This window comes from Streptomyces sp. NPDC028928 (genome assembly GCF_055564915.1).
Genome location: NZ_JBVHVI010000003.1, coordinates 287692 through 313021, shown reverse-complemented (window position 1 = coordinate 313021; position 25330 = coordinate 287692). Strand labels below are relative to the sequence as shown.

Below are 25330 nucleotides of genomic sequence, written 5' to 3'. Positions count from 1 at the left end.
GATCCGCTGCCGGTCCGCCTCTGACTGCTGCCGGTCCTGTTCGGCCTCCCGCTTCAGGCGCTCGATGTTCTGGCTCAGCCGGTCAGTGACCGCAGTGAAGTCGTCACGCCGCTCTGCGCCGGGCGGGCGGCGGCGCTGCCGTCGGCCGATGATGGTGGTGACGATGCCGCCGGCCGCCGTGACGATGGCGACGGCCAGCGCGCTCAGCTCAGTCAGCATTTCAGGTCCCACGCGGCGGCTCCGATCCTGCGCGCGGCGGCGACTCCTGTCAGCCGATGGCATACGGTGCTTTTCAGCGTCAGTAGTGCGCCGCAGCGGCCCAGTTGCCGCCGGGGCCGCTGAGCCGGGACGCCAGGCCCTTGACCAAGGTCGCGACGGCGGCCAGACCGGCCGTGCCGACGGCGGCCCCACAGCTGGAGACCGGAAATCCACCCCAGCGCCACAGTCACCGCCGCGCCCCCCGGGAAAGCTCCCCCCTCCAAGGGGGCGGCCAGGGGACCGTCTCCGCCACGCGGGTGCCCCGCACGCCGATGCCGGCGCGGGCCAGTTGGAGGAAGCGTTGCCGGGCTTGTCGGAAGTCCTCGTACGCCTGGTCCCAGCCGCCTTGTTCTGTTGTCGGGAGTTCACGGGCCAGCCACTCCAGGTGCCACAGGCAGTGGTTCAGTCTGACGGCGGCCGTGTTGGTCTTGACGTCCCCCAGCAGCCACACCGTCTCCGCGAGTGCCGAGCGTTGCACCTCCGCCTCCGCCACTTCGGCGAGAACCTCGTCGGTGGGCTCCAGGGGGGCGGCTCCGCTCGCAGCGATGCCCTTGGCGACCGCGATCCGCCGGTAGCGGTGTGCGAGCGCCTTCACGGCGTGGGCGTACTCGGCGTACGCGCTCAGACGACGCTCGTCCCAGCGGACGGACTGCTCCCGGCGCCATCGTGCCTTCTCCACGATCAGGGTTGTCGCCATCGACAGGACGGCGCCCAACGCCACGCCGAGCAACGTCGCCAGTTGACCAGTCAGACCCATGAGTGCTTCATAACCCGCCGGTTCAGGCGGCAATCGCGGTCAATCGGCTGCCTTGGCAGAGGAGTTGGCCATGTTCCCCGCTTTGGTGGAAGGCACTTTCGTGGTGTCCCCCACCGCTGTACGGCCTTGGCCCACGGTTCAGCGCGCTGTCACCGTCGTCGCCCGTCCGGGGGATGCCGGGATGCACGGCGGGCGGGTTTCCGTACGGTCGGTTGCAGGACCGGGTTGTCGCCCGGCCTGCACCTCAGGAGGTTCGTCATGCGGCGCATACGCTCCACGCTCGCCGCCCTCGGCACCCTTGGCGCCGCCGGGGTGCTCGCGGTCGCCGTTCCCTGCTCGGCCTTCGCCGCGAACGGGTTCCTCGTGATCGACGGCGTTCGGCACGACAAACCGAAGGGGTGCTTCGAGATTCCGCACCTGTCGGTCGTCTTCAATGTCTCGGACGTGCCCGCCCTGGTGCACAACGTTCCAGGGTGCGTCGGCGGTTTCGTGCAGATCATTCCTCCCGGGCTGGCGGCTCAGGTGCCCGGGACGCACAGCGTTTTCGTCGGGTGAGCCGACCGCCTCAGCGGACTCTGTGCGTGGCCACGTAGTTCTGGGGGAAGTTCGACGGGTCCTGGTGCCATTGGGCGAGGACCCGGTCGGCGAAGGTTTCGCCGGTTTCGGCCACTTCCCTGAGCGGGTCGAGGTACGTGAGGGCTTCGGGGCGTTCCAGGCCGGTGGCGACCCGGGCGCGCAGGCCGGTCTCGCTCAGGCGGAGGAGTTCCGTGGCCAGGTCGCGTACCGGGCGGCCGGCGAAGGTGGCGTCCAGGCCTCGGCGGGCGATGTCGTCGAGGGCCTCCAGGTGTTGTCCGGGGGTGATGCCGCGCAGGAGGTCCCATACCGCCGCCCGGGTGGGGGCGTCGTAGGTGAGGCCGCTCCAGAAGGCGGGGACCGCGGCCAGCGCCGGGTAGGGCAGGCCGTCCACGGCCCGCAGTTCCAGCGTGTCCCGCAGGCGGACGTCCGGGAAGATCTGGGAGAGGTGGTCGCGCCAGTCCTGGAGGGTGGGCTTGGTGCCGTCCTCGAATCCGTCGGTCAGCAGGGTGCCGAAGGGGACCGGGGGGACCCGCTTGCGGCTGCCGTCCGGCGTGCCCCGGTGGATCATCGGAAGGCTCAGGGCCCAGTCGATGAAGCGGTCGATGGTGAAGTCCTCCCGCAAGGTCACGGGTACGACCCTGGTCCGGGCCGGGTCGGCCAGGCTCCAGAACTGCATGCGGCGGGAGAGCGCACCGCAGGGCTTTCCGCCCTCCAGCGGGGCGTTGACGAAGAGCGCGGCGGCCGGGGTGGAGGCGGCGGCCTGGACCCGGAGCTTCTCGGCGAGGTCGGCCGGTGAGGTGTAGTCGAAGGAGACCTGGGTGGAGAGGATCATGGACATGATCCGCGGGCCCCACATGCCGTCCCGTCCCAGGCTCTCGAAGTGGCCGCGCATGATCGCCGTACGGGAGTGCGGCATCCACTGCACCTCCTCGAAGGACGTGCACGGGTACTGGGCCCCGGGGACGATCGCGAAGCCGAAGCGGTCGGCCACGGCGGCGAGCCGGCGCAGTGTGGCGTGGACGATGTCCATCAGGTCGGCCACGCAGGGTGCGGGCGGCGACGAGTACTCCACCGCGCCGCCGTGCTCCAGCGATACCTGTCCGCCGTCGGGGAGCCGGACACCGACCAGGGTGCCGTAGTCGTGGACGGCCTCGACGCCGGGTTCCGAGGCCAGGAAGTCGAGGTAGGCGCCGATGCCGGACTCTCCCCCGTAGGGGATCGCCCTGCCGGTCCGCGGGTCCAGGGCGGCCGATTCGATCTCGATGCCGACCAGTTCGTCCTGGGAGTTCCGCTCGAAGACGCTGCGGAGTTCGGCCGGCGACAGCGAGGGAGCTGCGGAAGCGATGGACATGACACACCTTGAGGTCGCAGGGGCAAGGGAGCTAAGGCGATGCGGGCAGCCTTCCACGGACGGGGCCCCGGCACCGTCGCACCGGCGCCTACGCGGCGAAGTCGACTCGTGCCCATCGCCCCGGCAGCGCGTACGGTGTCCGGTTCACCGGCCCCTCCCCGGGCGGGCGGAAGTCCACCCGTACGGGGGAGGGGCGCCCGGTGTCAGGGGGGTGCCGTGGTGTCGTCGGTGCCTTCGAGGCGTACCGGCATACGGAGTGCGGCGAGGAGTTCGTACAGGGTCAGGTCCAGTTTCGCGGCGACGTCCTCGGCGGTCCGCTCCGGGCCGGTGCCGTCCCGCTCCCGTCCGATGAGGGTCATCCAGTCACCCGGCCGGGCGTCCGGTACCCCCGTCACGTCGAACTGGGCGCAGTCCATGCCGGGGCGGCCCACCATGGGGCAGCTCCGGCCGCGCAGCAGCCCGGTGAAGTCCGGCGCGTGTCCGGTCACCCCGCGGGAGAAGCCGATCGCCACGGTGGCCAGGCGCCGGCCGGGGGCGAGCACGGCGGACCGGTCGTAGCCCAGCCCCTCCGGGCGGGTGACGGTGACCAGGTCGAGCACCCGGGCGCGTACGGCGACCGCGGGCCGCAGCCGGGCCAGACCGGAAGCCGACCGGCCGGGCAGGTCGCGGCTGTCCGGCAGCAGCAACCCGTAGAGGCCGATGCCCGGCCGCACCCAGTCCGTGCCCTCCAGCGCCGCGGGATGCAGCAGGCCGTGCGTCGCGGCGAGGGACGCCGCCAGGTGCCGGCCGAGCACCGCCCGCGCCCGGCTCACCCGATCCCGGAACGCCGCCGCCTGCTCCGCCGTCTCCTCCGCGTCCCGGGCGGAGCTGGACAGATGGGCGAAGACCCCGGCCACCCGGACGGCTGCGCGCGCCCGGTGCAGCGCGTCGAGCACGGTGTCGAAGTCCCGTTCCTCGCGCGGCCCGAACCGGTTGAAGCCGACGTTGGTGCGCAGCCACACGGTCACGGGCTCGCCCCGCCGCCCGGCCACGGCACTGTGGCGGCCGACCTGCTCCAGGCCGGCTACGGCGGGCATCAGCCGGTACCGGGCACATGCCTCGGCGTTGTCGGCCACGTCGACGTCCATCACCAGGATCGGTACACCGACCCCGTGCTCGCGCAGCGCGGCGCCCTCCGCCACCGTGTCCACGGCCAGCGCCTGTACGCCCGCGTCCACCAGCAGATCGGCGACCGCCGGAGCGCCGAGGCCGTACGCGTCGCCCTTGAGGACCGGCATGATCCCCCGGCCGCCGGCCGCCGCGCGCAGCACCGCCAGGTTGTGGCGCACCGCGCCGGCCGAGACGGTCTTCTCCAGGCGGGCGGCGGCCAGGGACGACGGCCGGCGGACGGGCACGGTCTGCCGATCGGGTGGGACCACCTGGGCTGTCATCCAGCGCTCCTCCGGGCGGACGTTCAGCAAGGACGGCAAGGACGGCAAGGGCAGCAAGGGCAGCAGGTTCGGAAAGTCCGGCAGGACGTCCCGCCATTGAAAACGCGCCCCGGCTCCCGGACCAGAGCGCAATCCGGCCTCCGCCGGTCCGCCTGGCCCGAACGGCTCGCCGTTTCTTTACGTTTCCCTGACGCCCGCGCGGGATCCACGGCCCCTCCTCCCCATGTCCTCCCCGTTGTCCGGATCGCGTCGGAGACGGACGAAGAGGGTCCGGGAGGGTCCGAGAGGGGGGCTGCCGTGGAAGGCACCGTCATCGCAGTGGTCGTGGTCGGCGTCCTGCTGCTGCTCGTGCTGAAGAGCGGGATGCGGGTCGTCAACCAGGTGGAGCGCGGGGTGGTGTTCCGCTGGGGCAAGGCTCTGCCCGGCTACCGGCAGCCGGGCATCACCTTCCTCATCCCCTTCGCGGACCGTATGCGCAAGGTGAACGTCCAGGTCGCGACGATGCCGGTGCCCACCCAGGAGGGCATCACCCGGGACAACGTGTCGGTGAAGGTCGACGCCGTCGTCTACTTCCGGGTCACCGACCCGGTGCGCGCGGCCATCGAGGTGCAGGACTACGTCTTCGCCGTCGGGCAGGTCGCCCAGTCCTCCCTGCGGTCCATCATCGGCAAGAGCGACCTGGACGACCTGCTGAGTGACCGGGAGCGGCTGCACGAGGGGCTGGCCCTGATGATCGACAGCCCGGCCGCCGGATGGGGCGTGCACATCGACCGGGTCGAGATCAAGGACGTCCAGCTGCCGGAGTCCCTGAAGCGGTCCATGTCCCGGCAGGCCGAGGCCGAGCGGGAGCGCCGGGCCCGGGTCATCACCGCGGACGGTGAGTTCCAGGCCGCGCAGCAGCTCGCCAACGCGTCCCGGATCATGTCGGACACGCCCGAGGCCATGCAGCTGCGTCTGCTGCAGACCGTCGTCGAGGTGGCCGCCGAGAAGAACTCCACCCTCGTCATGCCGTTCCCGGTGGAACTGCTGCGGTACTTCGACCGGGCGGTGAAGAAGATCGACGCCGAGGTCGGGACGGAGAGCGCCGCGATCAGGACGGAGAGCGGTCCGCAGAAGGCGCCGGCGCCGGCTGCGGCTCCGGAGAAGGCCGGGACGGAGCCCGCCGAGCAGCCGTAGCCGACGCCAGCATCAGCGTCACGCACACCGAGCCCGCCGCCATCGCCGTCATCGCCCCGGCGGGCGAGGTGAGCTGGGCCAGCGTCCCCGCCGCCGTCGCGCTCACGCCCTGAAGGCTCAGCATGCCGGCCGAGTACAGTCCCAGGGCCTGGCCGGCCATGGCGTCGGGGGTCAGGCTCATCAGCCGCTCCTGCTGGACCAGGCTCGCCCCGAAGCCGACGGAGGCCACGGTCACACAGACCGCCGCCACCGGCACCGGCGGATGCGTGCCGAACAGCAGGTACGGCGTCGCCAGCAGGAGCAGCAGCGGTGTGGCCAGGCGGGCGCGTACGGCGGCGGGGAGCAGCCGGCCGACCGTCACGTCCCCGGCGAACATGCCGAGCGCCGCGCAGGCGAACAGGGTGCCGGCCGCGTGCGGGGCGTACGACACGTACAGCGACTCGCAGCCCACGACCATCCCGTTCGGCAGCCACAGGCCCAGGTAGGTCAGGCGGCGCGGCCGGGACGACCACAGCTCGGCGTTGGTCCGCCAGGTCGCCGACGGCGAGGGGCGCCCGGCGGCCCGGGGCCGGCGGGCGGTCAGGCCGAACCGCAGGACGAGCGCGGCCGTCAGGTACAGGGCCGCCGCCAGCAGCAGGCAGGCGCGCGGGGAGAGGACGGCGAGCAGCGCGCCGCCGGAGGCGAACCCGGCGATCTGCGTCAGCCCGCTCATCATGTTGAACAGCGAACGCCCCGACAGATAGCCGTCCTTGGCGAGGATCTCGTTCAGCAGCCCCCAGCGGACCCCGCCGCCGACGGAGGCCCCCAGGCCCAGCAGGAGGACGACGGCGAGGAGCGCGCCGGCCGGCAGTCCGGGCAGCGCCTGCAGCGCCGTACCGGCCGCGAAGGCCAGCGCGATCGCGGACAGGGCCGTACGCGGGGGCAGCCGGTCGGCGCCGGACAGCAGCACGGTGGCGCCGAGCACCTGGGCGAGCGACGGGCCGAACATGCTCACCGCCGACAGCAGCGGGGAGCCGGTCGCCCGGTACACGAGCGTGGCGAGGGCGAGGCCGCCGACGGTCTGGGCGGCGGTCTGCGCGGCCGCGCCGAGGAAGAGCGGGGTGAACTCCGGGGTGCGGAACAGGGATCGGTAGCTGGGCATGGTCCGGAGTCTCGGCCGGGCCGGAGAGGGCTCGTTATTGTTTCGCCGTCGCGCGAAAGGCCGTAGCCGCGGAAGGACGTACCGGATCATGGGGTGGTGGCAGCTCAACGCCGACACCCTCGCCCGCAGCCGGTTCGTCATCTCGCCGCTCGCCGAGGCCTTCGCCTGTCTGAAGCTGCTGCACGCCGGGCAGGGAGCGCATCCCGGTGAGCAGGCGTGGCTGGGTGCGCATCGGCCCGCCTACCGGGCCCGGCTCGCGGCCGACCCGGTGACGGCCCGGCTGGTCCGGGCCGGGCTGGGGCGGGAGTGGATCGCCGACTTCCTCACCCCGACGCCCCGCGGCGGCGAGAGCTTCGCCGAGGAGGTCGCCCGGGTGCGCGCGGCCGACCCCGGTGCCGCCCGCGCCCATCTGCGGCTCTCCCTGGGCGGGCCGCTCCCGGACGGGCTGGACCGGGACGACCTGCCCGAGCGGGCGGCCGGGCTGCTGGAGTGGGTGTGGGAGGAGACCGTACGGCCGTACTGGGAGCGGCGCCGGCGGGTGCTGGAGGCCGATGTGGTCGGGCGGACGGCGCGGGTGAGCCAGGGCGGCTGGGCGAGTGTGCTGGACGGGCTGCGGCCGGGCGGGACGCGGTGGCTCGGGGACAACCGGTTCCAGGTCAATCGGCACGAGTACCCGCCGCGCGAGATCTCCGGCGCCGAGCTGGTGTTCGTGCCGGTGACCGCGCAGCGCTCGGGGTGGGTGTCCTGGGAGGAGCGGGAACGGTACGCCGTGGTCTATCCCTGCGCCGGCGTCCTGGCCGGGGACGGCGGGCGCGCGGTCCCCGCGGGGCTGGGCGCGCTGCTCGGGACGGCCCGGGCCGGGGTGCTCGTCCTGCTCGGCTCGCCCATGAGCACCAGCCAGCTGACCGCCGTGACCGGACAGGGCCTCGGCTCGGTGGGGCGGCATCTGAAGGTGCTGCGGGAGGCGGGGCTGGTGGAGCGGCGTCGGGCCGGGCGGTCGGTGCTGTACGTGCGGACGGGCGCCGGTGACGCGCTGGTCGAGGCCGGATGGCAAGGCAGCCGTCCGGCGGGGCCAGGGGGAGTCTTCCGGATCAGGCCGGCGGGAACGGGCAGCGCCGTCGGGCCGGCCTGAGCGGGGCCTGGCGCGTGCAGCCGCAAGGCGGAGAAGGGAGTCGATGCGGAGCATCGGCGACCGACGACAACGCGGCAGATGTGCGTGCCAGGCCCCGCGTCGCTGGGCTGATCCGGAAGACACCCCCTAGCATCCGGGCATGACGACTACTGACCACAACGTGCTGGATGTCGAGATCGGGGCCCTCACCGGCGGCTCCGCGAACCTGCCGCAGTACGCCGGCAAGGCCGTGCTCATCGTGAACGTGGCCTCCAAGTGCGGCCTGACCCCGCAGTACTCCGGGCTGGAGAAGCTCCAGGAGCGGTACGCCGAGCAGGGCTTCACCGTGCTGGGCGTGCCCTGCAACCAGTTCCTCGGGCAGGAGCCCGGCACCGCCGAGGAGATCGCGGAGTTCTGCTCGGCGACGTACGGCGTGACGTTCCCGCTGACCGAGAAGGTCGAGGTGAACGGGGAGGGCCGGCACCCGCTGTACGAGCGGCTCGTCGGCTTCGCCGACGACGAGGGGCACACCGGGGACATCCGCTGGAACTTCGAGAAGTTCCTGATCGGCCGGGACGGCCGGGTCGTCGCGCGGTTCTCGCCGCGGACCGAGCCGGAGGCGGCCGAGGTCGTCGCCGCGATCGAGGCCCAGCTGGGCTGATCCCCGACCGCACAGGATCGAGCCCTCTCGGCAAGGACGGCGACTGGTCGAGAGGGCTCTCCTGGTGGTGCTTGTGCAGTTGTTGTGCCAGACAGGGTCAGGGAGAACCCCTCACGCCTTGACCGAGGCCACGAAGGCGTTCCAGGCGTTGGCGGGGAAGGCCAGGATCGGGCCCTCGGGGGTCTTGGAGTCGCGGACGGCGAGTTCGGCGGCGGTGGGCGACTTGACCTCGACGCAGGCGCCGTTGCCCGCGGAATAGGAGGACTTCATCCACGTCTCCGAAGCGCCCTGAATCAGTGCCATGTCCACTCCTGTTACGAGTTGCAGTAGTGCGGTTCACGCCAACCATGTCGTCTGATTGGCGTGATCGACGCTACCGGGCAACTGACCCTGGCGACGTAGTCGTTCACTCGACCGGATGGCATATTCCAGGTGAGCCTTCCACTGGAGCCGACCGACGGTGTACGATCCCGCGCCCGCTGTGGACCCGCCTCAGTCGGCGTACCCTTTCGCCACATCTGCGATGAATTGCCGGGACGCCTCCACATTGAGGGACTGTGCCCGCAGATGCTCGTACATCACGGCGTACTTCTGCACGTCCTGCGCCTTCTCCAGGTACAGGTCGCTGGTGACGCCCTCCAGGTACACCACGCTGGAGTCGGCCGCGTCGGCGAACTCCAAAATCGCGTACTGGCCGTTGAGGCCCGGATGCGCACCCACGTCGAAGGGCAGCACCTGCACGGTGACGTGCGGCAGCTGCGACATCTCGATCAGATGCTCCAGCTGTTCGCGCATCACCAGCCGGCTGCCCACGACCCGCTTCAGTGCCGCCTCGTCCAGCACCACCCACAGCCGGAGCGGGTTGTTCTGGGCGGTGATACGTTCCTGTCGGCGCATCCGCACCTGGACACGCTTCTCGATCTCGGTGGTCGACGTCTCCGGCAACGCGCCCTGCACCAGGGCCTCGGCGTAGGCGCGGGTCTGCAACAGGCCGGTCACCAACTGGGGTTCGTACACCCGCAGCGACTCGGCGTCGGTCTCCAGGCCGATGTACACGCTGTACGGGATGTCGCCGAAGGTGTGCCACCACCCCTGCTGCCGGGAGTCCCGGGCCATCTCCATCAGCGAGTCGACGATCCGCTGGTCCTCGACCTCGTACACCCCGCACAGGTCGCGCACATCGCGCTGACTGATGCTTCTCCGGCCGTTCTCCAGCCTGCTGATCTTCGACTGCGACACGAGCAGCCGCTCCGCCACCTCTTCGGCCGTCATGCCCTTGAGCTCACGGAGCCTGCGCAGCTCCTGGCCCAGCCGGCGCCGCCTGACGGTGGGATTGACATTGGACGCCACGGGACGTGCACCTCCGGCTGCCTGCCTGTTACTTAACACTTTCCGTATCTGCTGTTGAGCAGACTGCCACCAAGGTGCTTTCTACCGCTGGGAAACGGAGGATATGCGGCGCCCCCCTCGAACTCCTGAGCCGCTGGACGCAGTCGAGCGGGACGGCGAGACCAAGAGGTCTCGCCGTCCCGCTCGGACCAGCGGCTCCCGAACCGGGTCTGTGGGGACCGGGACGACGGCTCAGTGGGCCACGGCGCGTGCCATGGACCCGCGGTGCGGCTGCATCGGAACCCCGCGTGCGGGTTCCGCCGCGGCCCTGGCGCCGGACGCGGCCTGCCGGCCGCCCGAGGCCGGGCCACGGCGCGGCTGCGCGACCGCACCGTTCTGCACGTCCATGACGGCGTGCGCGACCAGCCCGCCCATGGGGTCGTGCCGGATCAGATCCCGCAGCCGGGACCTGGACGAACGGCCCTCGTTGCCGGGATACAGATGCTTGCCGAGCCCGACGGCGTGCGCCAGGGCGGCGAGCGCCGCGGTCCGCGGGTCCGGCGGTACGCCGGTGCGGATCGCGGAATCCAGCCGGGCACGGATCTCCCGGCTGATGTCGTTGTCCGTCGCCTGGTAGCGAGTCGTCGGCAACACCCCGCACATCTGACCCGGCACGGCGGCGACCATGCCGCACCGCTCCAGATGCGAGAGGTAGGTCTGGCGGAGCCCGAGTCGGGGCCCGCCGATCCAGTGGACGGCACGCACGGGAGCGCCACGCCTTCGCAGCAACTCCAACGCGCAGTCCAGAGTCGGATCTCCTGTCGGCCGTGGTACCACCACGGCGATACGATCCCCGTCTGGGGCTATCCGTCCGGCCAGCGCCAGCTCCACTAGCTGTGCACCGGCCAGACCGAGGTCGAGCGACTGCGGCTGTGCAGTGGTACCCGTGGCCGGGTCCAGTGCCAGCAACAGAAGCTCCTCCGGAAGTGTTCTGCGGCTCCTGCCCATCCATGCCTCCCCGCGTGGATGAATGACAGGGTGACCCCTCTCACATTGGTCTGTCGAGGGTGCGTGACCGGTTCGTGAGGGAACCGGTAGGTATGTCGTTCTCGTCTACCGCAGGGGCCAAGCCCTCACACAGGACACTGGTACATGGTTCGGACAGGGCGCACACGTGGACGTGCGACGCATGGAGGAGGCATCGGTGGCGGGCGAGTCCCCCGACAGGTCGAAGCAGCGCGAGTCGTCGGCGGAACCGACGTCGGGGAGCGCGGGTTCGATTCCCGAGGCGCGCGATCCGCGTCTCACCGTGTCCCGCGAAAAGGATTCCTCGGGCGGCGGCGGCACGGACATGGCGACGCAGGTCCTGACGGTACGACCGGAACCCCCCACCGATCCGAAGCCGGCCCCCGCCGACGACGATTCCGCCCTCAAGGCAGCGGTCAACGCCTGGGTCCGCGACCCCAAGCCCGACACACCTGCAAACACACCCGAGCACCCCGACCCCAAGTCGGAGGCCGACTCCAAGGCTGAGCCCCCGTCCGACCCGGACACCGAGCCCGAGACTCCGGCTGAGGGTTCGTCCGACACGGAGGACGAGGCCGAGAGCCGGCCTGACGCGAAGGCTGGGGCTGAGGGGTCGTCCGAAGCGGAGACCGAGGACGAGACCGAGGCCGAGGAGCCGTCTGACGCGGAGGCCAAGACGGAGGCTGCCTCGGAGGAACAGGCGGACGCCGACGCGGACGCGGACGCGAAGGGCGAGGCGGACGCGAACGCCGACACCGATGCGGACGCGAAGGGCGAAGCCGAGGCGGAGGCGGAGGCGACCGAGGACGGGCCCGAGACCGCCGACGACGGGGACGCCCCACAGGGGCCACCCGCAGACGACGACGAAAGCCGCACGGGTGGTGCGGGTGGGAACACGGACGCCGAAGGCGAAGCCGAGGCGAACGCACCCGCCGACGCGCCGCAGGCAAACGCGCCGCAGGCAAAGGCACCCGTCGATCAGCCGACCGCCGTCTTCAAGGCCGTACGCCCCAAGAAGCCCGCCGTCGACCAGCCGACGACCATGCTCAAGCTCGGCGGCAAGCCCACCGCCCCGGAGTCCGACTCCGAGCGCACCAGCAAGTTCGTCGCGCTGAAGGACGACCTGACCAAGCCGGCCGCCGCCCCGCAGCCCCCGGACGCCACCACCCCCGTCCCCCAGGTCGGCCCCGAGCGCACCACCCAGCAGCCGCTCCCGCCGAAGCCCCCGCTGGACCTGCTGGCCGAGCTGACGAACACGCCGCCGCCCCCGGAGACCCCGGTCCGCACGCTCGTGCGCCGCATCAAGATCTGGACCCCCCTGGTCCTGCTCCTGGTGATCGTCTTCGCGGTCGTACAGACGTTCCGCCCGCTGCCGTCCCCCACCCTCGCGCTGACGGCCGAGGAGACGTACACCTTCGACGGCGGCAGGACGAACCTGCCGTGGCCCGGCGAGGGCCAGGGCTGGATCGACGCGGACGGCGTCGGCACGATGGGCCACTTCGGCAAGCAGACCCCCGTGGCCATCGGCTCGGTCGCCAAGACGATGACCGCGTACATCATCCTCAAGGAGCACCCGCTGAAGGCGGGCGAGGAGGGCCCGAAGATCAAGATCGACCCGACGGCGGAGAAGGAGGGCGGCTACAACAAGGCCGGCGAGTCCACCCTCGACACCGTCAAGGCCGGTGAGTCCCTGACCGAGAAGCAGGCCCTGTCGGCCGTCCTGATCCCCTCCGCCAACAACATCGCCCGGCTCCTCGCGCGCTGGGACGCGGGCTCGGAGGCGGCGTTCGTGAAGAAGATGAACGCCACCGCCCGGGAGCTGGGGATGACCCACACGACGTACACCGACCCCTCGGGTCTGAAGGAGACCACGGTCTCCACGGCCGAGGACCAGGTGAAGCTCGGCCGCGCGTTCGTGAAGGTCCCGGCCCTCGTCGCCATCAGCAGCGCGGCCAGCTGGACGGACCCGTCGGGCAAGTTCTGGCCCAACTACAACGAGCTGCCGTACAGGATCGGCGCGATCGGCATCAAGACCGGCAGCACCACCGCGGCCGGCGGCAACCTGCTGTTCGCCTCCCGCAAGAAGGTCGACGGGCAGACGGTCACCCTCGTCGGCGCGATCCTCGGCCAGCACAAGAGGGAGATCCTCAAGACGGTCAACACGGTCAGCCAGACCGCGCTGCTCGCCGCGCAGGACGCGCTGACCTCGTCGAAGATCCTGAAGAAGGGCGACGTGGTCGGCTACGTGGACGACCGGCTCGGCGGCCACACCCCGATCGTCGTCACGAAGGACGTCACGACGCCCGGCTGGGCCGGTATGAAGGTGAGGCTGTCCTTCGCCTCCGGGACCGTGCCGCACACCGCGAAGGCCGGCACCCGCGTCGGAACGCTCACCGTGGGTGACGGCACGGCCGGTGCGGTGAAGGTCCCGGTGGCCCTGCAGAAGGATCTGGCCGAGCCCGGTTTCGGCGCCAAGCTGACCCGGCTGGGCTGACCGCCCCGCCCCCGCCCGCGGCGCACCCCGCCCTACGGAGCCCCCACCCGGGAGCCCCGTGGCGGGGTGCGTGCTAGCGTCACGAATCGGGGCAGGTCGCCGGTCCCGGGGACCGGGCCGCGAATGGGACGGAAAACGGCCGGGAACACCGAGGGAAGCGGCCGAGAACAGAAGACGGGACACGGGGAGTGCCTTCAGGTGGCCACAGCGGAGCCGACACGCGCCGACGAAGCAGATCCGGGCCCGGGATCCGGCCCGCGAATACGTCCGTCCATGACGGACACGCCTGACGCGGACAGCCGCACCGCGGACGGCCGCGCCTTCGGCGTACGGACCGACGCACGCACCGGCACACGACCCGACGGGCGCGCACGTCCGCTCGCCGCCCTGGAACCCCTCCGGCAGCGCATGCTCCGGCACCCCGTGCTGTCGGTGACGGCGTTCGCCGGTGTGCTGCACATCATCTGGTTCTTCACGTTCGCGAACAGCGGCGGCGATCTCGCGGCGCAGGACGCGTGGGCGGAGTTCGTCGGCCGGCACCCGGACTCGGCGTACAACCTCGCCTGGTACGGGGGCATGCACCCGGTGTCGTACAGCGTGGTGTCGCCGTATCTGATGTCGGTCCTCGGTGTCCGTACGACGATGATGATCGCCGGGACGGTGTCGGCGGGCCTGCTGACGATGGTCCTCATCCGCAGCCGGTCGGTGAAGAACCCCCTGTGGGCCTCGCTCGCCGGGGTCTTCGCGCTGCTGTGCAACGCGATCTCCGGCCGGGTCACCTTCGGGCTCGGCACGATGTTCGCGCTCGGCGCGGTCGCGGCCGTGTTCTGCTGGCCGCACCGGTGGCGGTTCAAACGCTGGGCGAAGGCGCTGGTCGCCGCCCCGCTGGCCGCGCTCGCCACGATGGCCTCGCCGGTCGCCGGGTTGTTCGTGGGCCTGGTCGCGGTCGCGCTGTTCCTGCAGAAGCGGCGGCCGGGCGCCTGGGCGCTGGGGCTCGCGCCGTCGGCGGTGGTCGCGGTGTCGGCCTGGCTGTTCCCGTTCTCCGGCACCCAGCCGATGATCTTCGGCTCGGTGGTCCTGCCCCTGCTGTACGGCCTGTTCTGTCTGTTCCTGGTGCCGAAGCACTGGGTGACCGTGCGGCTGACGGCCGCCGTCTACAGCGTCTCCGTCGTCCTGGTCTGGCTGATCAGCTCGCAGATCGGGTCGAACATCTCGCGGCTGCCGATGCTGTTCGCGGGCGCGACGCTGATCGCGGCCCTGCCGTACACCGTGCCGAAGTCCCGCAAGTGGTACATGACCGTGTTGGCCTTCCTGGGCTTCGTCGGCTGGCTCGGCTTCAAGTCGGTGGACGACATCATCCACACCACGCCGGCCGCGTCCTGGGCGCGGGAACTGGCCCCGCTCGTCAACGAGCTGCAGAAGGCCGGCGCCGAGAAGGGCCGCGTCGAGGTGGTCCCGGCCCGCTCGCACCGCGAGGCCTCCGCGCTCGCGCCGTACGTCAACCTGGCCCGCGGCTGGAACCGGCAGGCCGACATGGAGCGCAATCCGCTCTTCTACGACGACACGCTCAACTCGGCGACCTACCACGAGTGGCTCCAGCGGTGGGCGGTGCACTACGTGGTGCTGCCCAAGGACAACGTGGACGGGGACGGCGGCGAGCGCGAGCTGCTCCAGCGCGGGATGCCGTACCTGAAGCAAATCTGGGGCGACGCCAACTGGCAGCTGTTCAAGGTGACCGATCCGACGCCGCTCGCCGAGCCGAACGCGGTGGTGGACCGGGCCGAGCAGGGCGAGATGACGCTGCGGGTGCGCAAGGCCGGGCGGATCCTGATCCGGATCCCGTACTCGCCGTGGCTGAGCGTCGTCGACGAGCACGGCAAGAGCCGGCCCTACGAGAAGACCAAGGCGTGTCTGATGGCGACGCCGGAGGACGTCGACGGGGACAAGTGGACCGTGCTGCACGCGCCGAAGGCCGGGACGTACCGGCTGGCCGCGCCCTACCAGCTGCCGCGCGGTACGCCCTGCCCGGACGAGCTGAAGAAGCCGTGACGGTCAGCGGAGCTGGTCGACGTACGTGTCCGTGCCCGGCACCGTCGGGATGAACGGCGCGACCAGCTCCACCCGGCCGAGGCCCGACTCCGCCACCTGCTCGTCCAGGCCGGTGAAGTGCTCCGTCCAGCACTCCCGCGGATCGCGCTCCAGGAACCACAGCAGCGTCAGCCGGGTGCCGACGCCCTCGACCTGCTTGACGTAGGTCATGCGGTCGCCGGGCAGCGGGGTCGGCCGGAACACGGTGACCAGCGCGGACGGGGAACCGGCGAGGCGGCGCGGCAGGTGCCGGGCGCGCAGCCACTCCAGCAGGGCGGCCCGCTGCTCCGGCGAGTCGGTGTCGATCACCTCGAGCACCAGGCCCGGGTACGGGTGGTCGAGGGCGTGGACGTCCCGCGGCCCGGCGGCGCCGTCCCGGTACACGGTCGTCTCGTGGTCCTGGAAGGCCGTGAAGACGTGGGTGCGGTCGTGGTAGACGCGGGCGTCCCGGTTGAGGCGCTGGTTGATGGCGACCGTCCACTTCATGTGGTCGTCGTAGCGGCCGGCGGTGATCCAGTAGGTGGAGAGGTAGCAGCCGGCGGTGACCGGCCGGGCGATCGCCGACTTCTCCGGGTAGCGCAGGAGCTGCAGCTGCCGGGTGGCCACCCAGCGGCGGCCCGCGTACATCCAGGGCATGGCCATCGCGCCGGCGTAGTAGTGGTCGTCCTCGTACCAGCGGTTGTACGCGTACTCGTGGCCGGGGTGCGGCTCGACCATGGTGATCAGGGCGTGGCCGGGGCGGACGCCGTACGGGCCCACGGCGGCCAGCTCGGCGTACCGCTCGCTGCGGGTGTCCTCGCTCATGCGGTTCCCCTTTCCTGCGGTCGCCCATACTCTGACGCTCCGTCAGATAAAGCGCCAGGGTCCGGGAGGCCTCCATGTCGCTGCTCGCGGGCAAGACCGTCGTCGTCTCCGGGGTCGGCGCCGGACTCGGCCACCAGGTCGCCGCCGCCGTCGTCCGGGACGGGGGGAACGCCGTCCTCGGCGCCCGCACCGAGGCGAACCTCGCGCGGACCGCGGCCGGGATCGATCCGGAGGGCACGCGGACGGCGTTCCGGGCGACCGACATCACCGACGAGGGGCAGTGCGAGGCGCTGGCGGCGCTGGCGCGGGAGCGGTTCGGCGGGATCGACGCGGTGGTGCAGGTGGCCGCCCTGGACTCGTACTTCGGCGGGCTGGCGGACGCCGACTTCGCGACCTGGCGGTCCGTCCTCGACGTGAACCTGCTGGGGACGCTGCGGATGACCCGGGCCTGCCTGCCGGTGCTGCGGGCGGGCGGGGGCGGTTCGGTGGTGTTCATCGGGACGCAGTCGGCCGTGGCCGCGCCCTCGCAGGTGCGGCAGGCCGCCTACGCCGCCTCGAAGGGGGCGCTGACCAGCGCGATGTACTCGCTGGCGCGGGAGCTGGGGCCGGACCGGATCCGGGTCAACTCGGTGCTGCCGGGCTGGATGTGGGGGCCGCCGGTGCAGGCGTACGTGCGGTTCACCGCGCGGAGCGAGGGGGTGCCGGAGGAGGAGGTGCTGGGGCGGCTGACCGAGCGGATGGCGCTGCCGGACCTGGCCACCGACGGGGATGTGGCGGACGCGGCGGTGTTCCTCGCCTCGGACCGGGCCAGGAGCATCACGGGACAGTCCTTGCTGGTCAACGCGGGGGAGCTGATGCGCTAGGCCGGTGGCGGTACGGACAAGGACTGTTCATCAATGTGAACGGAGGTCATCACAACGAACATTTTTACCGTGACTTGACCTTCCTCTTGCTTGTCGCGTTCATGTGGACAGAACCACGATCGGGCACATGAACAGTCTCGACTGGGCCGTGCTCATCGGCTACTTCGGTGTGATGGTCGCGATCGGCGTCTGGTCGCACAAGCGCGTGGACAACGTTTCCGACTTCTTCACGGCCGGCGGCAAGATGCCCTGGTGGCTCTCCGGCATCTCGCACCACATGTCGGGCTACAGCGCCGTGATGTTCACCGGGTACGCGGGCATCGCCTACACCTACGGCGTCACCTCCTTCATCACCTGGTCCTTCCCCATCGCGCTCGGCATCGCCATCGGGTCGAAGCTGTTCGCGCCGCGCATCAACCGGCTGCGCTCCCGGCTCCATGTGGCCTCCCCGCTGGAGTACCTGAAGAACCGTTACAACCTGCCCACCCAGCAGGCCCTCGCCTGGTCCGGCATGCTGCTGAAGATCGTGGACGTGGGCGCCAAGTGGGCGGCGATCGCCACGCTGTTGTCGGTGTTCACCGGCATCTCGCTGAACCAGGGCATCCTCATCACCGGCGCGATCACCGCCGTCTACTGCACGATCGGCGGCCTGTGGGCGGACGCGCTGACCGAACTCGGCCAGTTCGTCATCCAGTTGCTGGCCGGCATCTCCATGTTCATCGCGGTCGTGGTGAAGCTGAACGACAAGAACATCGGCTTCCTCGGCGCCTGGGACGAGCCCGCGCTGCACGGCCACGGCAAGCCGCTGGTCGGGCCGTACAGCACGGTGTTCCTGCTGGCGTTCCTGTTCATCAAGCTCTTCGAGTACAACGGCGGCATGCTCAACCAGGCCCAGCGCTACATGGCCACCGGCAGCGCCCGCCAGGCCGAACGCTCGGCCCGGCTGTCGGCGATCCTCTGGCTGGTCTGGCCGGTGGTCCTCTTCTTCCCGATGTGGATGTCCCCGCTGCTGGTCGAGGCGCAGAAGCCGGACGGCTCCGACTCCTACGCCCTGATGACCGAACAGCTGCTGCCGCACGGACTGTTGGGCCTCGTCATCGTCGGGTTCTTCTCCCACACCATGGCGATGTGCTCCTCCGACGCGAACGCCATCGCCGCCGTCTTCACGCGGGACTGCGCGCCGGTGCTCTCGGCGAGGGCGCGGGAGTGGAGCACACGGAGCGGACTGATCGCGGCGCGCGTCACGACGGTGGTCTTCCTCGGGCTGTCGATGGCGGCCGCGACGCAGGTCAACTCCCCCGCTTTCAAGGACATCATCACCGTCGTCATCAAGTGGGTCGCCGGTCTCATGGGCCCGATGGCGATCCCGATGATGCTCGGCCTGCTCCGGCCGTTCCGCCGCTCCGGTCCCACGGCGGCGCTCGTCAGCTGGGCCATGGGGCTGCTCGCGTTCTGGCTGGTCAACTACCCGATCAGCTGGCGGGTCGACGGGGGTGTGCCGCTCCAGTACCAGGTCTCGATCCCGCTCGCCGTCTCCCTGGTGCTGTACATCGTCATCGGCTACCTGAAGCCGGAGGACACGTCGGAGCGGCTGGCGATCATCGAGAAGGTGAACACCGACGGCGACACCGCGGCGGCCGTGCCCGTCCCTGCCGCGGCCGGTGACGACATCGTGGGGGCACCCAACCGGCCCCTGTAGCCTGCGGGTTGATCTTCGACAAGCAGGAACGGGGAAACGAATGGGTCTGGACGGAGTGCGGGCGGCCTCCCGGCTGGTGGGCCGCCGCACCACGCTGCGGTATCTCGCCATCGGTGCCGGCGCGTCGCTGCTCGCCGCGTGCAAGGGGAACGGGGACGACAAGGGCCACGGCAGGACGAAGGGCACCGGCGGTCACGGCGGCGGTCAGGGCGGCGACGCCCCGTCGGGGGCCACCGGAGTGACGGGCCGGGCGTTCGCGGCCTTCGTGCGCGGCTCCTGGAAGGTCACCTCGCAGCCGCCGGGAGCGAGCGCCGAGGCGTACACGTTCAGCCTCACCGTCGGTGACGGGACCTGGGCCATGGACGCCGGCGACCGGTCACCCAGGGGCACGTGGGCGCTCCAGGGCGGCCGGCTCGCCCTCCGGATGCCCGAACGACTGGATCCCGACAGCAGTGACACGGACGAGGCCGCCGCCTCGAACGTGCCGGCCACCGTAGGGGACTCCGTCTCCCTCATGCTGCCCTGGCAGCCGCCCGGTGCGTCGGGCACCGCGTCCGGGGAGCGGCTGGAGGTGGACTACAACAAGAAGGCCGGTCTGCGCATCCGCCACGTCGACGCACACGGCAGCATGACCGTCCACCACTGCGTCCGCGCCTGAATCAGGCCCGCGGATAGCGGGCCAGCCAGCCCGGGGACGCCCCGGCCGGGCTGTGCAACGCCGGGCCCTGGGTCATTTCCATCGCGAAGTCGTCGGCCAGTTCCAGGATCGTGGGGCGGCCCTCCAGTTCGGCCAGCCAGGCCGGGGGGAGGGCCGTTTCGCCGTGGAGGGCGCCGAGGAGGCCGCCGGTGAGGGCGCCCGCGGCGGCGGAGGGGCCGCTCTGGTTCACCGCGAGGCAGAGGCCGTGGCGGACGTCCTCGCCCACCAGCGCGCAGTACACCGACGCGGCCAGCAGCCCGTCCGCCGTGCCGTCGCCGGCCAGTTCCTCCACCCGGGCGGGCGTCGGTATCCCCTGCCGTACCGCGCCGAGCGCGTGCTGGAGGGCGTCCGAGACCGGCTGGTGGCCGGGGCGGACGGCGAGCAGGGCGAGGGCACGCTGCACGGCGCCGTCCAGGCTGTCGCCCCGGGCCAGCGCATGGACGATCACGGCGTACGCGCCCGCCGACAGGTAGGCGATGGGGTGGCCGTGGGTCTGGGCCGCGCACTCCACGGCGAGCTGGACGACCAGTTGGGGTTCCCAGCCGACGAGGAGACCGAAGGGTGCCGAGCGGGCGACCGCCTCCGGGCCCAGCTCCCCCGGGTTCTTCGGGGACTCCAGCGTGCCCATGGTCTCGTCGCCGAACCCGATGAGCAGCGCGCGGGTCGGGTCCCGGCGGGCGTACAGCCACTCCTCGCGGGCGAGCCAGCCGTCGTCCTTGCGGCGCTCGTCGGGCCCCCAGTCCCGCTGGGTGGCCGCCCAGCGCAGATAGGCCCGGTGCAGATCGGTCGGCGGATGCCAGGCGCCGGTGTCACGGCGTACCTGGGCGCGTATCAGCCCGTCCACCGTGAACAGGGTCAGCTGGGTGTGGTGGGTGACGGTGCCGCGCCGCCCGTGGCCGAACGCCAGGTCCAGCAGCCCTTCACCGCCGTACGCGGCCCGGATCTCCTCCAGGGACAGCGGGTCGGCCGGCCCGCCCAGCGCGTCGCCGACCGCGGCCCCGAGCAGTGTGCCGCGCACCCGGCTGCGGAAGTCCTGCTGCTCGGCACGGCCCCAGACGGCACCGGTCGTCGCCCCCACCAGACCTCCCCACGGCACCGTCCGCCTGTACGACGCCCAGCACTGTAATCGACCGGGAACGGTCCGATCAGTGGTGCCCGGCCGGATTCTGGCGCAATGCGTACGGCGGAGGGGGGCGGCCACCAGGGAGAATCCAGCCATGACCACCACCCCCACGCGCCACACCGGCCTCCGTCTTGCCGCCGGTGTGCTCACCGGCATACTCGCCCTCTACATCGCCCTGGTCGCCCTCGGGAACATCACCGACTTCGGGACCAACCAGCAGTTCGTACGGCATGTGCTGGCGATGGACACGACGTTCAAGGACGAGGACCTGATGTGGCGGGCCGTCACCAGCACGGCGCTCCAGGACACCGCCTACGTCCTGATCATCGTGTGGGAGACGGCGGCCGCCCTGGTCCTGATCTGGGGGACGTGGCTGTGGGCGCGGCGGGACCACGACCGGGCCCGGCGGTTCTCCACCTACGGGCTGCTGATGCTGTTGCTGCTCTTCGGTGCCGGGTTCATCGCGATCGGCGGTGAGTGGTTCGCGATGTGGCAGTCGAAGACGTGGAACGGGCTGGACGCGGCGACCCGGATCTTCCTGCTGGCCGGAGTGGCGCTGATCGTCAACCAGTTGCCGTCCGGCCGCCGGGACGCTAGTTGACGACCGCCACCCGCGTGCCCTGGTCGCCGAAGGCCCACAGGACGGCTCCGTCCTCCTTGTGGAGGCGGATCCCGCCCAGCTTCTGGCCGTTGGCGGGGGGCGGGGAGGCGCCGTCCAGGGCGTTGGAGAAGGCGACGTTCACGCCGTCCACCTTGGTGAAGTACATGACGTGCTCGATCTCCACGCCGTCCGAGCCCTTGAGGGACTGGGTGCGCAGGGTGACCGAGTAGCGGCCGGGCCGCGGGCTCACCGTGCCCGGCCACACCGTGAACGTGCGGGTGGCCCTGCCGGTCGCGTCGACCAGCCAGACCCGCTTCTCGCCGAGCGAGTACACGATCCGGCGGCCCTCGCCGGAGTTGTCCGGCAGGGCGTGCTCGGCCGGCGCCTTCGGCGTGAGCGTCGCGTGCGGGCTCGCCGACGCCGATGTGCTGGGCCTGGCCACGGAGGCCGTGGGATGCGGCCCGGCGTCCGCCTGCACGGCGAGGGCGACGACGACCGCGGTCGCCCCCGTCGTCAGACCGGTGACCCAGGCCCACGAGGGCAGTCGGGCAGCCACGGGACGCATCTCCTCCGCTACGGGTCCCCTCTTCTCAGCACAGGGGTCGGATCATCGTACTCAGTCCAGGACCGGCAGCAGTTCCGGCAGGTGCCCGTCGGACGCCTCGGCCGCCCGCTGCCGCTCCTCGGACACCTCGCCGTACAGCGTGGTGCGCGGCTTCGCGGGACGGCCGGCCGCCTCCGCCACCGCGACCAGGTCGCGGACCGACTTGTACGAGCCGTAGGAGGAGCCCGCCATGCGGGAGATCGTCTCCTCCATCAGCGTCCCGCCCAGGTCGTTCGCGCCGGAGCGGAGCATCTCCGCCGCCCCCTCGGTGCCCAGTTTCACCCAGCTTGTCTGGATGTTGGGGATCCAGGGGTGGAGCAGGAGCCGGGCCATCGCCGTCACCGCCCGGTTGTCCCGCATGGACGGGCCGGGCCGGGCGATCCCCGCCAGGTACACCGGCGCGTTCGTGTGGATGAACGGCAGCGTGACGAACTCGGTGAAGCCGCCCGTCTCCCGCTGGATCCGGGCCAGCGTGCGCAGGTGGCCGAGCCAGTGCCGGGGCTGGTCCACATGCCCGTACATCATCGTGGACGAGGAGCGGATGCCCAGCTCGTGCGCGGTCGTGATCACCTCGATCCAGGTGGCCGTGGGCAGCTTGCCCTTGGTCAGCACCCAGCGGACCTCGTCGTCCAGGATCTCCGCCGCCGTACCGGGGATGGAGTCCAGGCCCGCCTCCTTGGCGGCGCAGAGCCACTCCCGGATCGACATCCCGGTCCGGGTCGCGCCGTTCACCACCTCCATCGGGGAGAAGGCGTGCACGTGCATGCCCGGGACGCGCTCCTTCACCGCCCTCGCGATGTCGAAGTACGCGCTGCCCGGCAGGTCCGGGTGGATGCCGCCCTGCATGCACACCTCGACCGCGCCCACCTCCCACGCCTGCTGGGCGCGGTCCGCCACCTGCTCCAGCGAGAGCGTGTACGCGTCCGCGTCCGTACGGCGCTGCGCGAAGGCGCAGAACCGGCAGCCGGTGTAGCAGACGTTGGTGAAGTTGATGTTGCGGGTGACGATGTAGGTGACGTCGTCGCCGACCGCCGACCTGCGCACGTCGTCGGCCACCCGGCACAGCGCGTCCAGCGCCGGGCCGTCCGCGTGCAGCAGGGCGAGGGCCTCGGCGTCGGTCAGCCGGGTCGGGTCGTCGGCCGCCGTGCGCAGCGCCTCGCGCACATCGGCGTCGATGCGCTCCGGAGCCATCCCGGGGGCCGCCGCCTCCCGCAGGGCGTCCCAGTCGCCGTACACCTCGTCGAAGTCGGCGCGCCGGTCGCCCGTACGGCCCTCGGTGTCGATGGACGTGTGCAGGTCCGTGCGGCCGGAGGCGGTGAACACCTCCTCCGGCTCCTGCCAGGGCCGGCCCTCCACGACCGCGTCCTCCCGGGCGAGGCCCGTCTCCGGGTCGGCGAGGGCCGACACGTGCGGGCGCAGCCGCGGATCCAGCCAGGGCTCGCCGCGGCGGACGAACTCCGGGTAGACGCAGAGCCGTTCCCGCAGTCGGAAGCCGGCGGCGCGGGAGCGCTCGGTGAGTTCCTCGATCTGCGGCCAGGGGCGTTCGGGGTTGACGTGGTCGATGGTCAGCGGGGAGACCCCGCCCCAGTCGTCGATGCCGGCGCCGATCAGCCGCTCGTACTCGGCGTCGACCAGGTTCGGCGGGGCCTGGAGGCAGGCCGAGGGGCCCATGATGTGCCGGGCGACCGCCACCGTGGCGACCAGGTCGTCCAGTTCGGCGTCCGGCATGCCGCGCATCGCCGTGTCCGGCTTGGCGCGGAAGTTCTGGATGATCAGCTCCTGGATGCCGTGGTAGGCCCGGGAGATCTTCCGGAGCGCGAACAGCGACTCGGCGCGCTCCTCGTACGTCTCGCCGATGCCGATGAGCAGGCCGGAGGTGAACGGCACGGAGGAACGGCCGGCGTCCTCCAGCACCCGCAGCCGCACGGCCGGTTCCTTGTCCGGGGAGCCGTGGTGCGGGCCGCCCGGCTCGGACCACAGCCGCTCGGCGGTGGTCTCCAGCATCATGCCCATGCTGGGCGCGACGGGCTTCAGCCGCTGGAAGTCCGTCCACGTCATCACGCCCGGGTTGAGGTGGGGAAGGAGCCCCGTCTCCTCCAGGATCCGGATGGAGATGGCGCGGACGTAGGCGATGGTGTCGTCGTAGCCGTGCGCGTCGAGCCACTCGCGCGCCTCCGGCCAGCGGTCCTCCGGCTTGTCGCCGAGGGTGATCAGGGCTTCCTTGCAGCCGAGGGCGGCGCCCTTGCGGGCGATGTCCAGCACCTCGTCGGGGGACATGAACATCCCGTGCCCGGCGCGGCGCAGCTTGCCGGGCACGGTGGCGAACGTGCAGTAGTGGCACTTGTCCCGGCACAGCCGGGTGAGGGGGATGAAGACGCTCTTCGAGTACGTGATGACGCCGGGCCTGCCCGCCGCCTCCAGCCCCGCGTCCCGCACCCGGGCGGCGGAGGCGGCGAGGTCGGTCAGATCCTCACCGCGTGCCTGGAGGAGCACCGCCGCCTCGGCGACGTCGAGGGCGACGCCGTCCCGGGCACGTTTGAGGGCGCGACGCATGGAGTTCTCGGTCGGGCCGGTTCCGGAGGTCGCGGAAGTCGTCATCTCTCGAGCATACGGTCGCGGTGATCACCGCCGAGGAGCACCGCCCGCGAGGAGGGGGCCGTAGGCGTCGAGCGCGCGCAGCACCTCCGCCGCACCGCCGGGCGGCAGCTGCACCACGACCTCCTCGATCCCCAGATCCGCGTAGTGGGCGAGCTTTCCGGGGGTGGGCTGGACGGCGTACGGGACGACCTGGAGGGCGGCCGGGTCGCGGCCCGCGTCCGCCCACACCGAGCGCAGCGCGGGCAGCGACTCGGTCAGCCCCCGCCCGCCGATCGGCAGCCAGCCGTCGGCGAACTCGGCGATGTGCGCGAACAGCTTCGGCCCCGCCGCCCCGCCGACGAGGGTGCGGGGGCCGACGACGGGGCCGCGCGGCTTCTGGGCGGGCTTGGGGTGGGCGAGGCTGGCCCGTACGCTGCCGAACTCCCCCTCGTACGCCGTCGGCTCCTCGCTCCACAGGGCCCGCATCAGCGCCATCCGGTCCCGGACCAGCTCCCGCCGGGTCCGCCAGGTCACGCCGTGGTCGGCGGCCTCCTCCACGTTCCAGCCATAGCCGAGGCCCAGGGTGAAGCGGCCGCCGGACAGGTGGTCCAGCGTGGCGATCTGCTTGGCGAGGTCGATGGGGTCGTGCTGGGCGACGAGGGTGATGCCGGTGCCCAGCGCCAGCCGCTGGGTCACGGCGGCTGCCTGGCCGAGGGCGATGAAGGGGTCCAGGGTGCGGCCGTACTCGCGGGGCAGGTCGCCGCCGGCCGGGTAGGGGGTCGTGCGCTCCGTGGGGATGTGGGTGTGTTCCGGGAGGTAGAGGCCGCAGAAGCCGCGTTCTTCGAGTTCGCGGGCGAGGCGGGTGGGGGTGATGGTCTCGTCGGTGAGGAAGATCGTGACGGAGATGCGCATGGGACATCGTACCGACTGGTCGGTTGCCCGTCAGGGGTTCGCGCGGGTTCCA

Annotated in this window: 22 protein-coding genes; 10 read left to right on the top strand and 12 right to left on the bottom strand. The window is 71.6% G+C overall.

What is annotated here, in order from left to right:
* Positions 1 to 445: 445 nt before the first annotated feature.
* Positions 446 to 1015, bottom strand: a complete 570-nt coding sequence (locus ACZ4U1_RS10500) for a hypothetical protein (RefSeq protein WP_467901952.1) — start codon at positions 1013 to 1015, stop codon at positions 446 to 448.
* Between the two features lie 258 nt (positions 1016 to 1273).
* Between ACZ4U1_RS10500 and ACZ4U1_RS10495 the strand changes: the two genes are divergently transcribed.
* The gene (locus ACZ4U1_RS10495) at positions 1274 to 1570 is read left to right on the top strand and encodes a hypothetical protein (protein ID WP_467901950.1); all 297 of its coding nucleotides are present in this window, start codon (positions 1274 to 1276) and stop codon (positions 1568 to 1570) included.
* A 10-nt stretch (positions 1571 to 1580) separates the two neighbouring features.
* Here the strand turns inward: ACZ4U1_RS10495 and ACZ4U1_RS10490 are convergent, their stop codons facing one another.
* Both ACZ4U1_RS10490 and alr read right to left on the bottom strand, forming a co-directional pair.
* Positions 1581 to 2942 carry a glutamate-cysteine ligase family protein gene (locus ACZ4U1_RS10490; protein ID WP_467901948.1) on the bottom strand — a complete coding sequence of 454 codons (1362 nt, stop codon included), beginning with the start codon at positions 2940 to 2942 and terminating at the stop codon, positions 1581 to 1583.
* Positions 2943 to 3145: 203 nt separating this feature from the next.
* Positions 3146 to 4372, bottom strand: coding sequence for an alanine racemase (gene alr / locus ACZ4U1_RS10485; protein WP_467901946.1), 1227 nt, complete (start codon positions 4370 to 4372; stop codon positions 3146 to 3148).
* A 297-nt stretch (positions 4373 to 4669) separates the two neighbouring features.
* Between alr and ACZ4U1_RS10480 the strand changes: the two genes are divergently transcribed.
* Positions 4670 to 5548: a slipin family protein gene (locus tag ACZ4U1_RS10480; protein ID WP_467901944.1), complete on the top strand. Its 879-nt coding sequence runs from the start codon at positions 4670 to 4672 to the stop codon at positions 5546 to 5548.
* Here the strand turns inward: ACZ4U1_RS10480 and ACZ4U1_RS10475 are convergent.
* Positions 5463 to 6689, bottom strand: coding sequence for an MFS transporter (locus ACZ4U1_RS10475; RefSeq protein WP_467901942.1), 1227 nt, complete (start codon positions 6687 to 6689; stop codon positions 5463 to 5465). The genes ACZ4U1_RS10480 and ACZ4U1_RS10475 overlap by 86 nt on opposite strands.
* Before the next feature lie 88 nt (positions 6690 to 6777).
* On the opposite strand from ACZ4U1_RS10475, the gene ACZ4U1_RS10470 reads away from it, so the two are divergent.
* Both ACZ4U1_RS10470 and ACZ4U1_RS10465 read left to right on the top strand, forming a co-directional pair.
* On the top strand, positions 6778 to 7821 hold the full coding sequence (locus ACZ4U1_RS10470) for an ArsR/SmtB family transcription factor (protein WP_467901940.1): 1044 nt from the start codon (positions 6778 to 6780) through the stop codon (positions 7819 to 7821).
* 139 nt (positions 7822 to 7960) lie between these two features.
* Positions 7961 to 8461 carry a glutathione peroxidase gene (locus tag ACZ4U1_RS10465; RefSeq protein WP_189294865.1) on the top strand — a complete coding sequence of 167 codons (501 nt, stop codon included), beginning with the start codon at positions 7961 to 7963 and terminating at the stop codon, positions 8459 to 8461.
* Between the two features lie 111 nt (positions 8462 to 8572).
* Here ACZ4U1_RS10465 and ACZ4U1_RS10460 read toward each other — a convergent pair whose 3' ends face one another.
* The 3 genes from ACZ4U1_RS10460 to ACZ4U1_RS10450 all read right to left on the bottom strand — a co-directional run bounded on the left by ACZ4U1_RS10460 (position 8573) and on the right by ACZ4U1_RS10450 (position 10798).
* A complete protein-coding gene (locus tag ACZ4U1_RS10460) occupies positions 8573 to 8764 on the bottom strand; it encodes a DUF397 domain-containing protein (RefSeq protein WP_467901938.1) in 192 nt (63 codons plus the stop codon).
* A gap of 189 nt (positions 8765 to 8953) precedes the next feature.
* Entirely contained in the window at positions 8954 to 9811 is an 858-nt protein-coding gene (locus ACZ4U1_RS10455; RefSeq protein ID WP_467901936.1) for a helix-turn-helix domain-containing protein, read from the bottom strand.
* Positions 9812 to 10042: 231 nt separating this feature from the next.
* Complete coding sequence (locus tag ACZ4U1_RS10450; RefSeq protein ID WP_467901934.1) at positions 10043 to 10798, bottom strand: GOLPH3/VPS74 family protein; 756 nt, start codon at positions 10796 to 10798, stop codon at positions 10043 to 10045.
* 181 nt (positions 10799 to 10979) lie between these two features.
* Between ACZ4U1_RS10450 and ACZ4U1_RS10445 the strand changes: the two genes are divergently transcribed.
* Both ACZ4U1_RS10445 and ACZ4U1_RS10440 read left to right on the top strand, forming a co-directional pair.
* Entirely contained in the window at positions 10980 to 13310 is a 2331-nt protein-coding gene (locus ACZ4U1_RS10445; protein ID WP_467901932.1) for a D-alanyl-D-alanine carboxypeptidase, read from the top strand.
* Between the two features lie 198 nt (positions 13311 to 13508).
* A complete protein-coding gene (locus tag ACZ4U1_RS10440; RefSeq protein WP_467901930.1) occupies positions 13509 to 15359 on the top strand; it encodes an MFS transporter in 1851 nt (616 codons plus the stop codon).
* A gap of 3 nt (positions 15360 to 15362) precedes the next feature.
* Here the strand turns inward: ACZ4U1_RS10440 and ACZ4U1_RS10435 are convergent, their stop codons facing one another.
* On the bottom strand, positions 15363 to 16202 hold the full coding sequence (locus tag ACZ4U1_RS10435; protein WP_467901928.1) for a hypothetical protein: 840 nt from the start codon (positions 16200 to 16202) through the stop codon (positions 15363 to 15365).
* A gap of 74 nt (positions 16203 to 16276) precedes the next feature.
* On the opposite strand from ACZ4U1_RS10435, the gene ACZ4U1_RS10430 reads away from it, so the two are divergent.
* The 3 genes from ACZ4U1_RS10430 (at position 16277) to ACZ4U1_RS10420 (ending at position 19422) form a co-directional block, all read left to right on the top strand.
* Entirely contained in the window at positions 16277 to 17065 is a 789-nt protein-coding gene (locus tag ACZ4U1_RS10430) for an SDR family oxidoreductase (RefSeq protein ID WP_467901926.1), read from the top strand.
* Positions 17066 to 17192: 127 nt separating this feature from the next.
* A complete protein-coding gene (locus ACZ4U1_RS10425; protein ID WP_467901924.1) occupies positions 17193 to 18764 on the top strand; it encodes a sodium:solute symporter family protein in 1572 nt (523 codons plus the stop codon).
* Positions 18765 to 18804: 40 nt separating this feature from the next.
* Positions 18805 to 19422: a hypothetical protein gene (locus ACZ4U1_RS10420; RefSeq protein ID WP_467901922.1), complete on the top strand. Its 618-nt coding sequence runs from the start codon at positions 18805 to 18807 to the stop codon at positions 19420 to 19422.
* 1 nt (position 19423) lies between these two features.
* Here ACZ4U1_RS10420 and ACZ4U1_RS10415 read toward each other — a convergent pair whose 3' ends face one another.
* Positions 19424 to 20539, bottom strand: a complete 1116-nt coding sequence (locus ACZ4U1_RS10415; protein ID WP_467901920.1) for an ADP-ribosylglycohydrolase family protein — start codon at positions 20537 to 20539, stop codon at positions 19424 to 19426.
* Positions 20540 to 20678: 139 nt separating this feature from the next.
* Between ACZ4U1_RS10415 and ACZ4U1_RS10410 the strand changes: the two genes are divergently transcribed.
* Positions 20679 to 21185 (top strand): DUF2165 domain-containing protein, encoded by a 507-nt coding sequence (locus ACZ4U1_RS10410; protein ID WP_467901919.1) that lies wholly within the window; start codon positions 20679 to 20681, stop codon positions 21183 to 21185.
* Here ACZ4U1_RS10410 and ACZ4U1_RS10405 read toward each other — a convergent pair.
* Genes ACZ4U1_RS10405 through ACZ4U1_RS10395 form a run of 3 tightly spaced genes read right to left on the bottom strand, consistent with a single transcriptional unit; the run spans position 21178 to position 25278 of the window.
* On the bottom strand, positions 21178 to 21741 hold the full coding sequence (locus ACZ4U1_RS10405) for a hypothetical protein (protein ID WP_467901917.1): 564 nt from the start codon (positions 21739 to 21741) through the stop codon (positions 21178 to 21180). The two genes, ACZ4U1_RS10410 and ACZ4U1_RS10405, sit on opposite strands and share 8 nt — an antisense overlap.
* A gap of 60 nt (positions 21742 to 21801) precedes the next feature.
* On the bottom strand, positions 21802 to 24387 hold the full coding sequence (locus ACZ4U1_RS10400) for a bifunctional FO biosynthesis protein CofGH (RefSeq protein WP_467901915.1): 2586 nt from the start codon (positions 24385 to 24387) through the stop codon (positions 21802 to 21804).
* Positions 24388 to 24411: 24 nt separating this feature from the next.
* Positions 24412 to 25278 (bottom strand): LLM class F420-dependent oxidoreductase, encoded by an 867-nt coding sequence (locus ACZ4U1_RS10395; RefSeq protein WP_467901913.1) that lies wholly within the window; start codon positions 25276 to 25278, stop codon positions 24412 to 24414.
* Positions 25279 to 25330 lie beyond the last annotated feature (52 nt).

Excerpts from the sequence above, each read along its gene's own strand:
- ACZ4U1_RS10450 (WP_467901934.1), bottom strand. The coding sequence starts at position 10,798 with ATGGGCAGGAGCCGCAGAACACTTCCGGAGGAGCTTCTGTTGCTGGCA.
- ACZ4U1_RS10420 (WP_467901922.1), top strand. The coding sequence starts at position 18,805 with ATGGGTCTGGACGGAGTGCGGGCGGCCTCCCGGCTGGTGGGCCGCCGC.
- ACZ4U1_RS10470 (WP_467901940.1), top strand. The coding sequence starts at position 6,778 with ATGGGGTGGTGGCAGCTCAACGCCGACACCCTCGCCCGCAGCCGGTTC.
- ACZ4U1_RS10410 (WP_467901919.1), top strand. The coding sequence starts at position 20,679 with ATGACCACCACCCCCACGCGCCACACCGGCCTCCGTCTTGCCGCCGGT.
- ACZ4U1_RS10500 (WP_467901952.1), bottom strand. The coding sequence starts at position 1,015 with ATGGGTCTGACTGGTCAACTGGCGACGTTGCTCGGCGTGGCGTTGGGC.
- ACZ4U1_RS10490 (WP_467901948.1), bottom strand. The coding sequence starts at position 2,942 with ATGTCCATCGCTTCCGCAGCTCCCTCGCTGTCGCCGGCCGAACTCCGC.
- ACZ4U1_RS10495 (WP_467901950.1), top strand. The coding sequence starts at position 1,274 with ATGCGGCGCATACGCTCCACGCTCGCCGCCCTCGGCACCCTTGGCGCC.
- ACZ4U1_RS10445 (WP_467901932.1), top strand. The coding sequence starts at position 10,980 with ATGGAGGAGGCATCGGTGGCGGGCGAGTCCCCCGACAGGTCGAAGCAG.
- ACZ4U1_RS10400 (WP_467901915.1), bottom strand. The coding sequence starts at position 24,387 with ATGACGACTTCCGCGACCTCCGGAACCGGCCCGACCGAGAACTCCATG.
- ACZ4U1_RS10435 (WP_467901928.1), bottom strand. The coding sequence starts at position 16,202 with ATGAGCGAGGACACCCGCAGCGAGCGGTACGCCGAGCTGGCCGCCGTG.
- ACZ4U1_RS10475 (WP_467901942.1), bottom strand. The coding sequence starts at position 6,689 with ATGCCCAGCTACCGATCCCTGTTCCGCACCCCGGAGTTCACCCCGCTC.
- ACZ4U1_RS10430 (WP_467901926.1), top strand. The coding sequence starts at position 16,277 with ATGTCGCTGCTCGCGGGCAAGACCGTCGTCGTCTCCGGGGTCGGCGCC.
- alr (WP_467901946.1), bottom strand. The coding sequence starts at position 4,372 with ATGACAGCCCAGGTGGTCCCACCCGATCGGCAGACCGTGCCCGTCCGC.
- ACZ4U1_RS10460 (WP_467901938.1), bottom strand. The coding sequence starts at position 8,764 with ATGGCACTGATTCAGGGCGCTTCGGAGACGTGGATGAAGTCCTCCTAT.
- ACZ4U1_RS10395 (WP_467901913.1), bottom strand. The coding sequence starts at position 25,278 with ATGCGCATCTCCGTCACGATCTTCCTCACCGACGAGACCATCACCCCC.
- ACZ4U1_RS10425 (WP_467901924.1), top strand. The coding sequence starts at position 17,193 with ATGAACAGTCTCGACTGGGCCGTGCTCATCGGCTACTTCGGTGTGATG.
- ACZ4U1_RS10465 (WP_189294865.1), top strand. The coding sequence starts at position 7,961 with ATGACGACTACTGACCACAACGTGCTGGATGTCGAGATCGGGGCCCTC.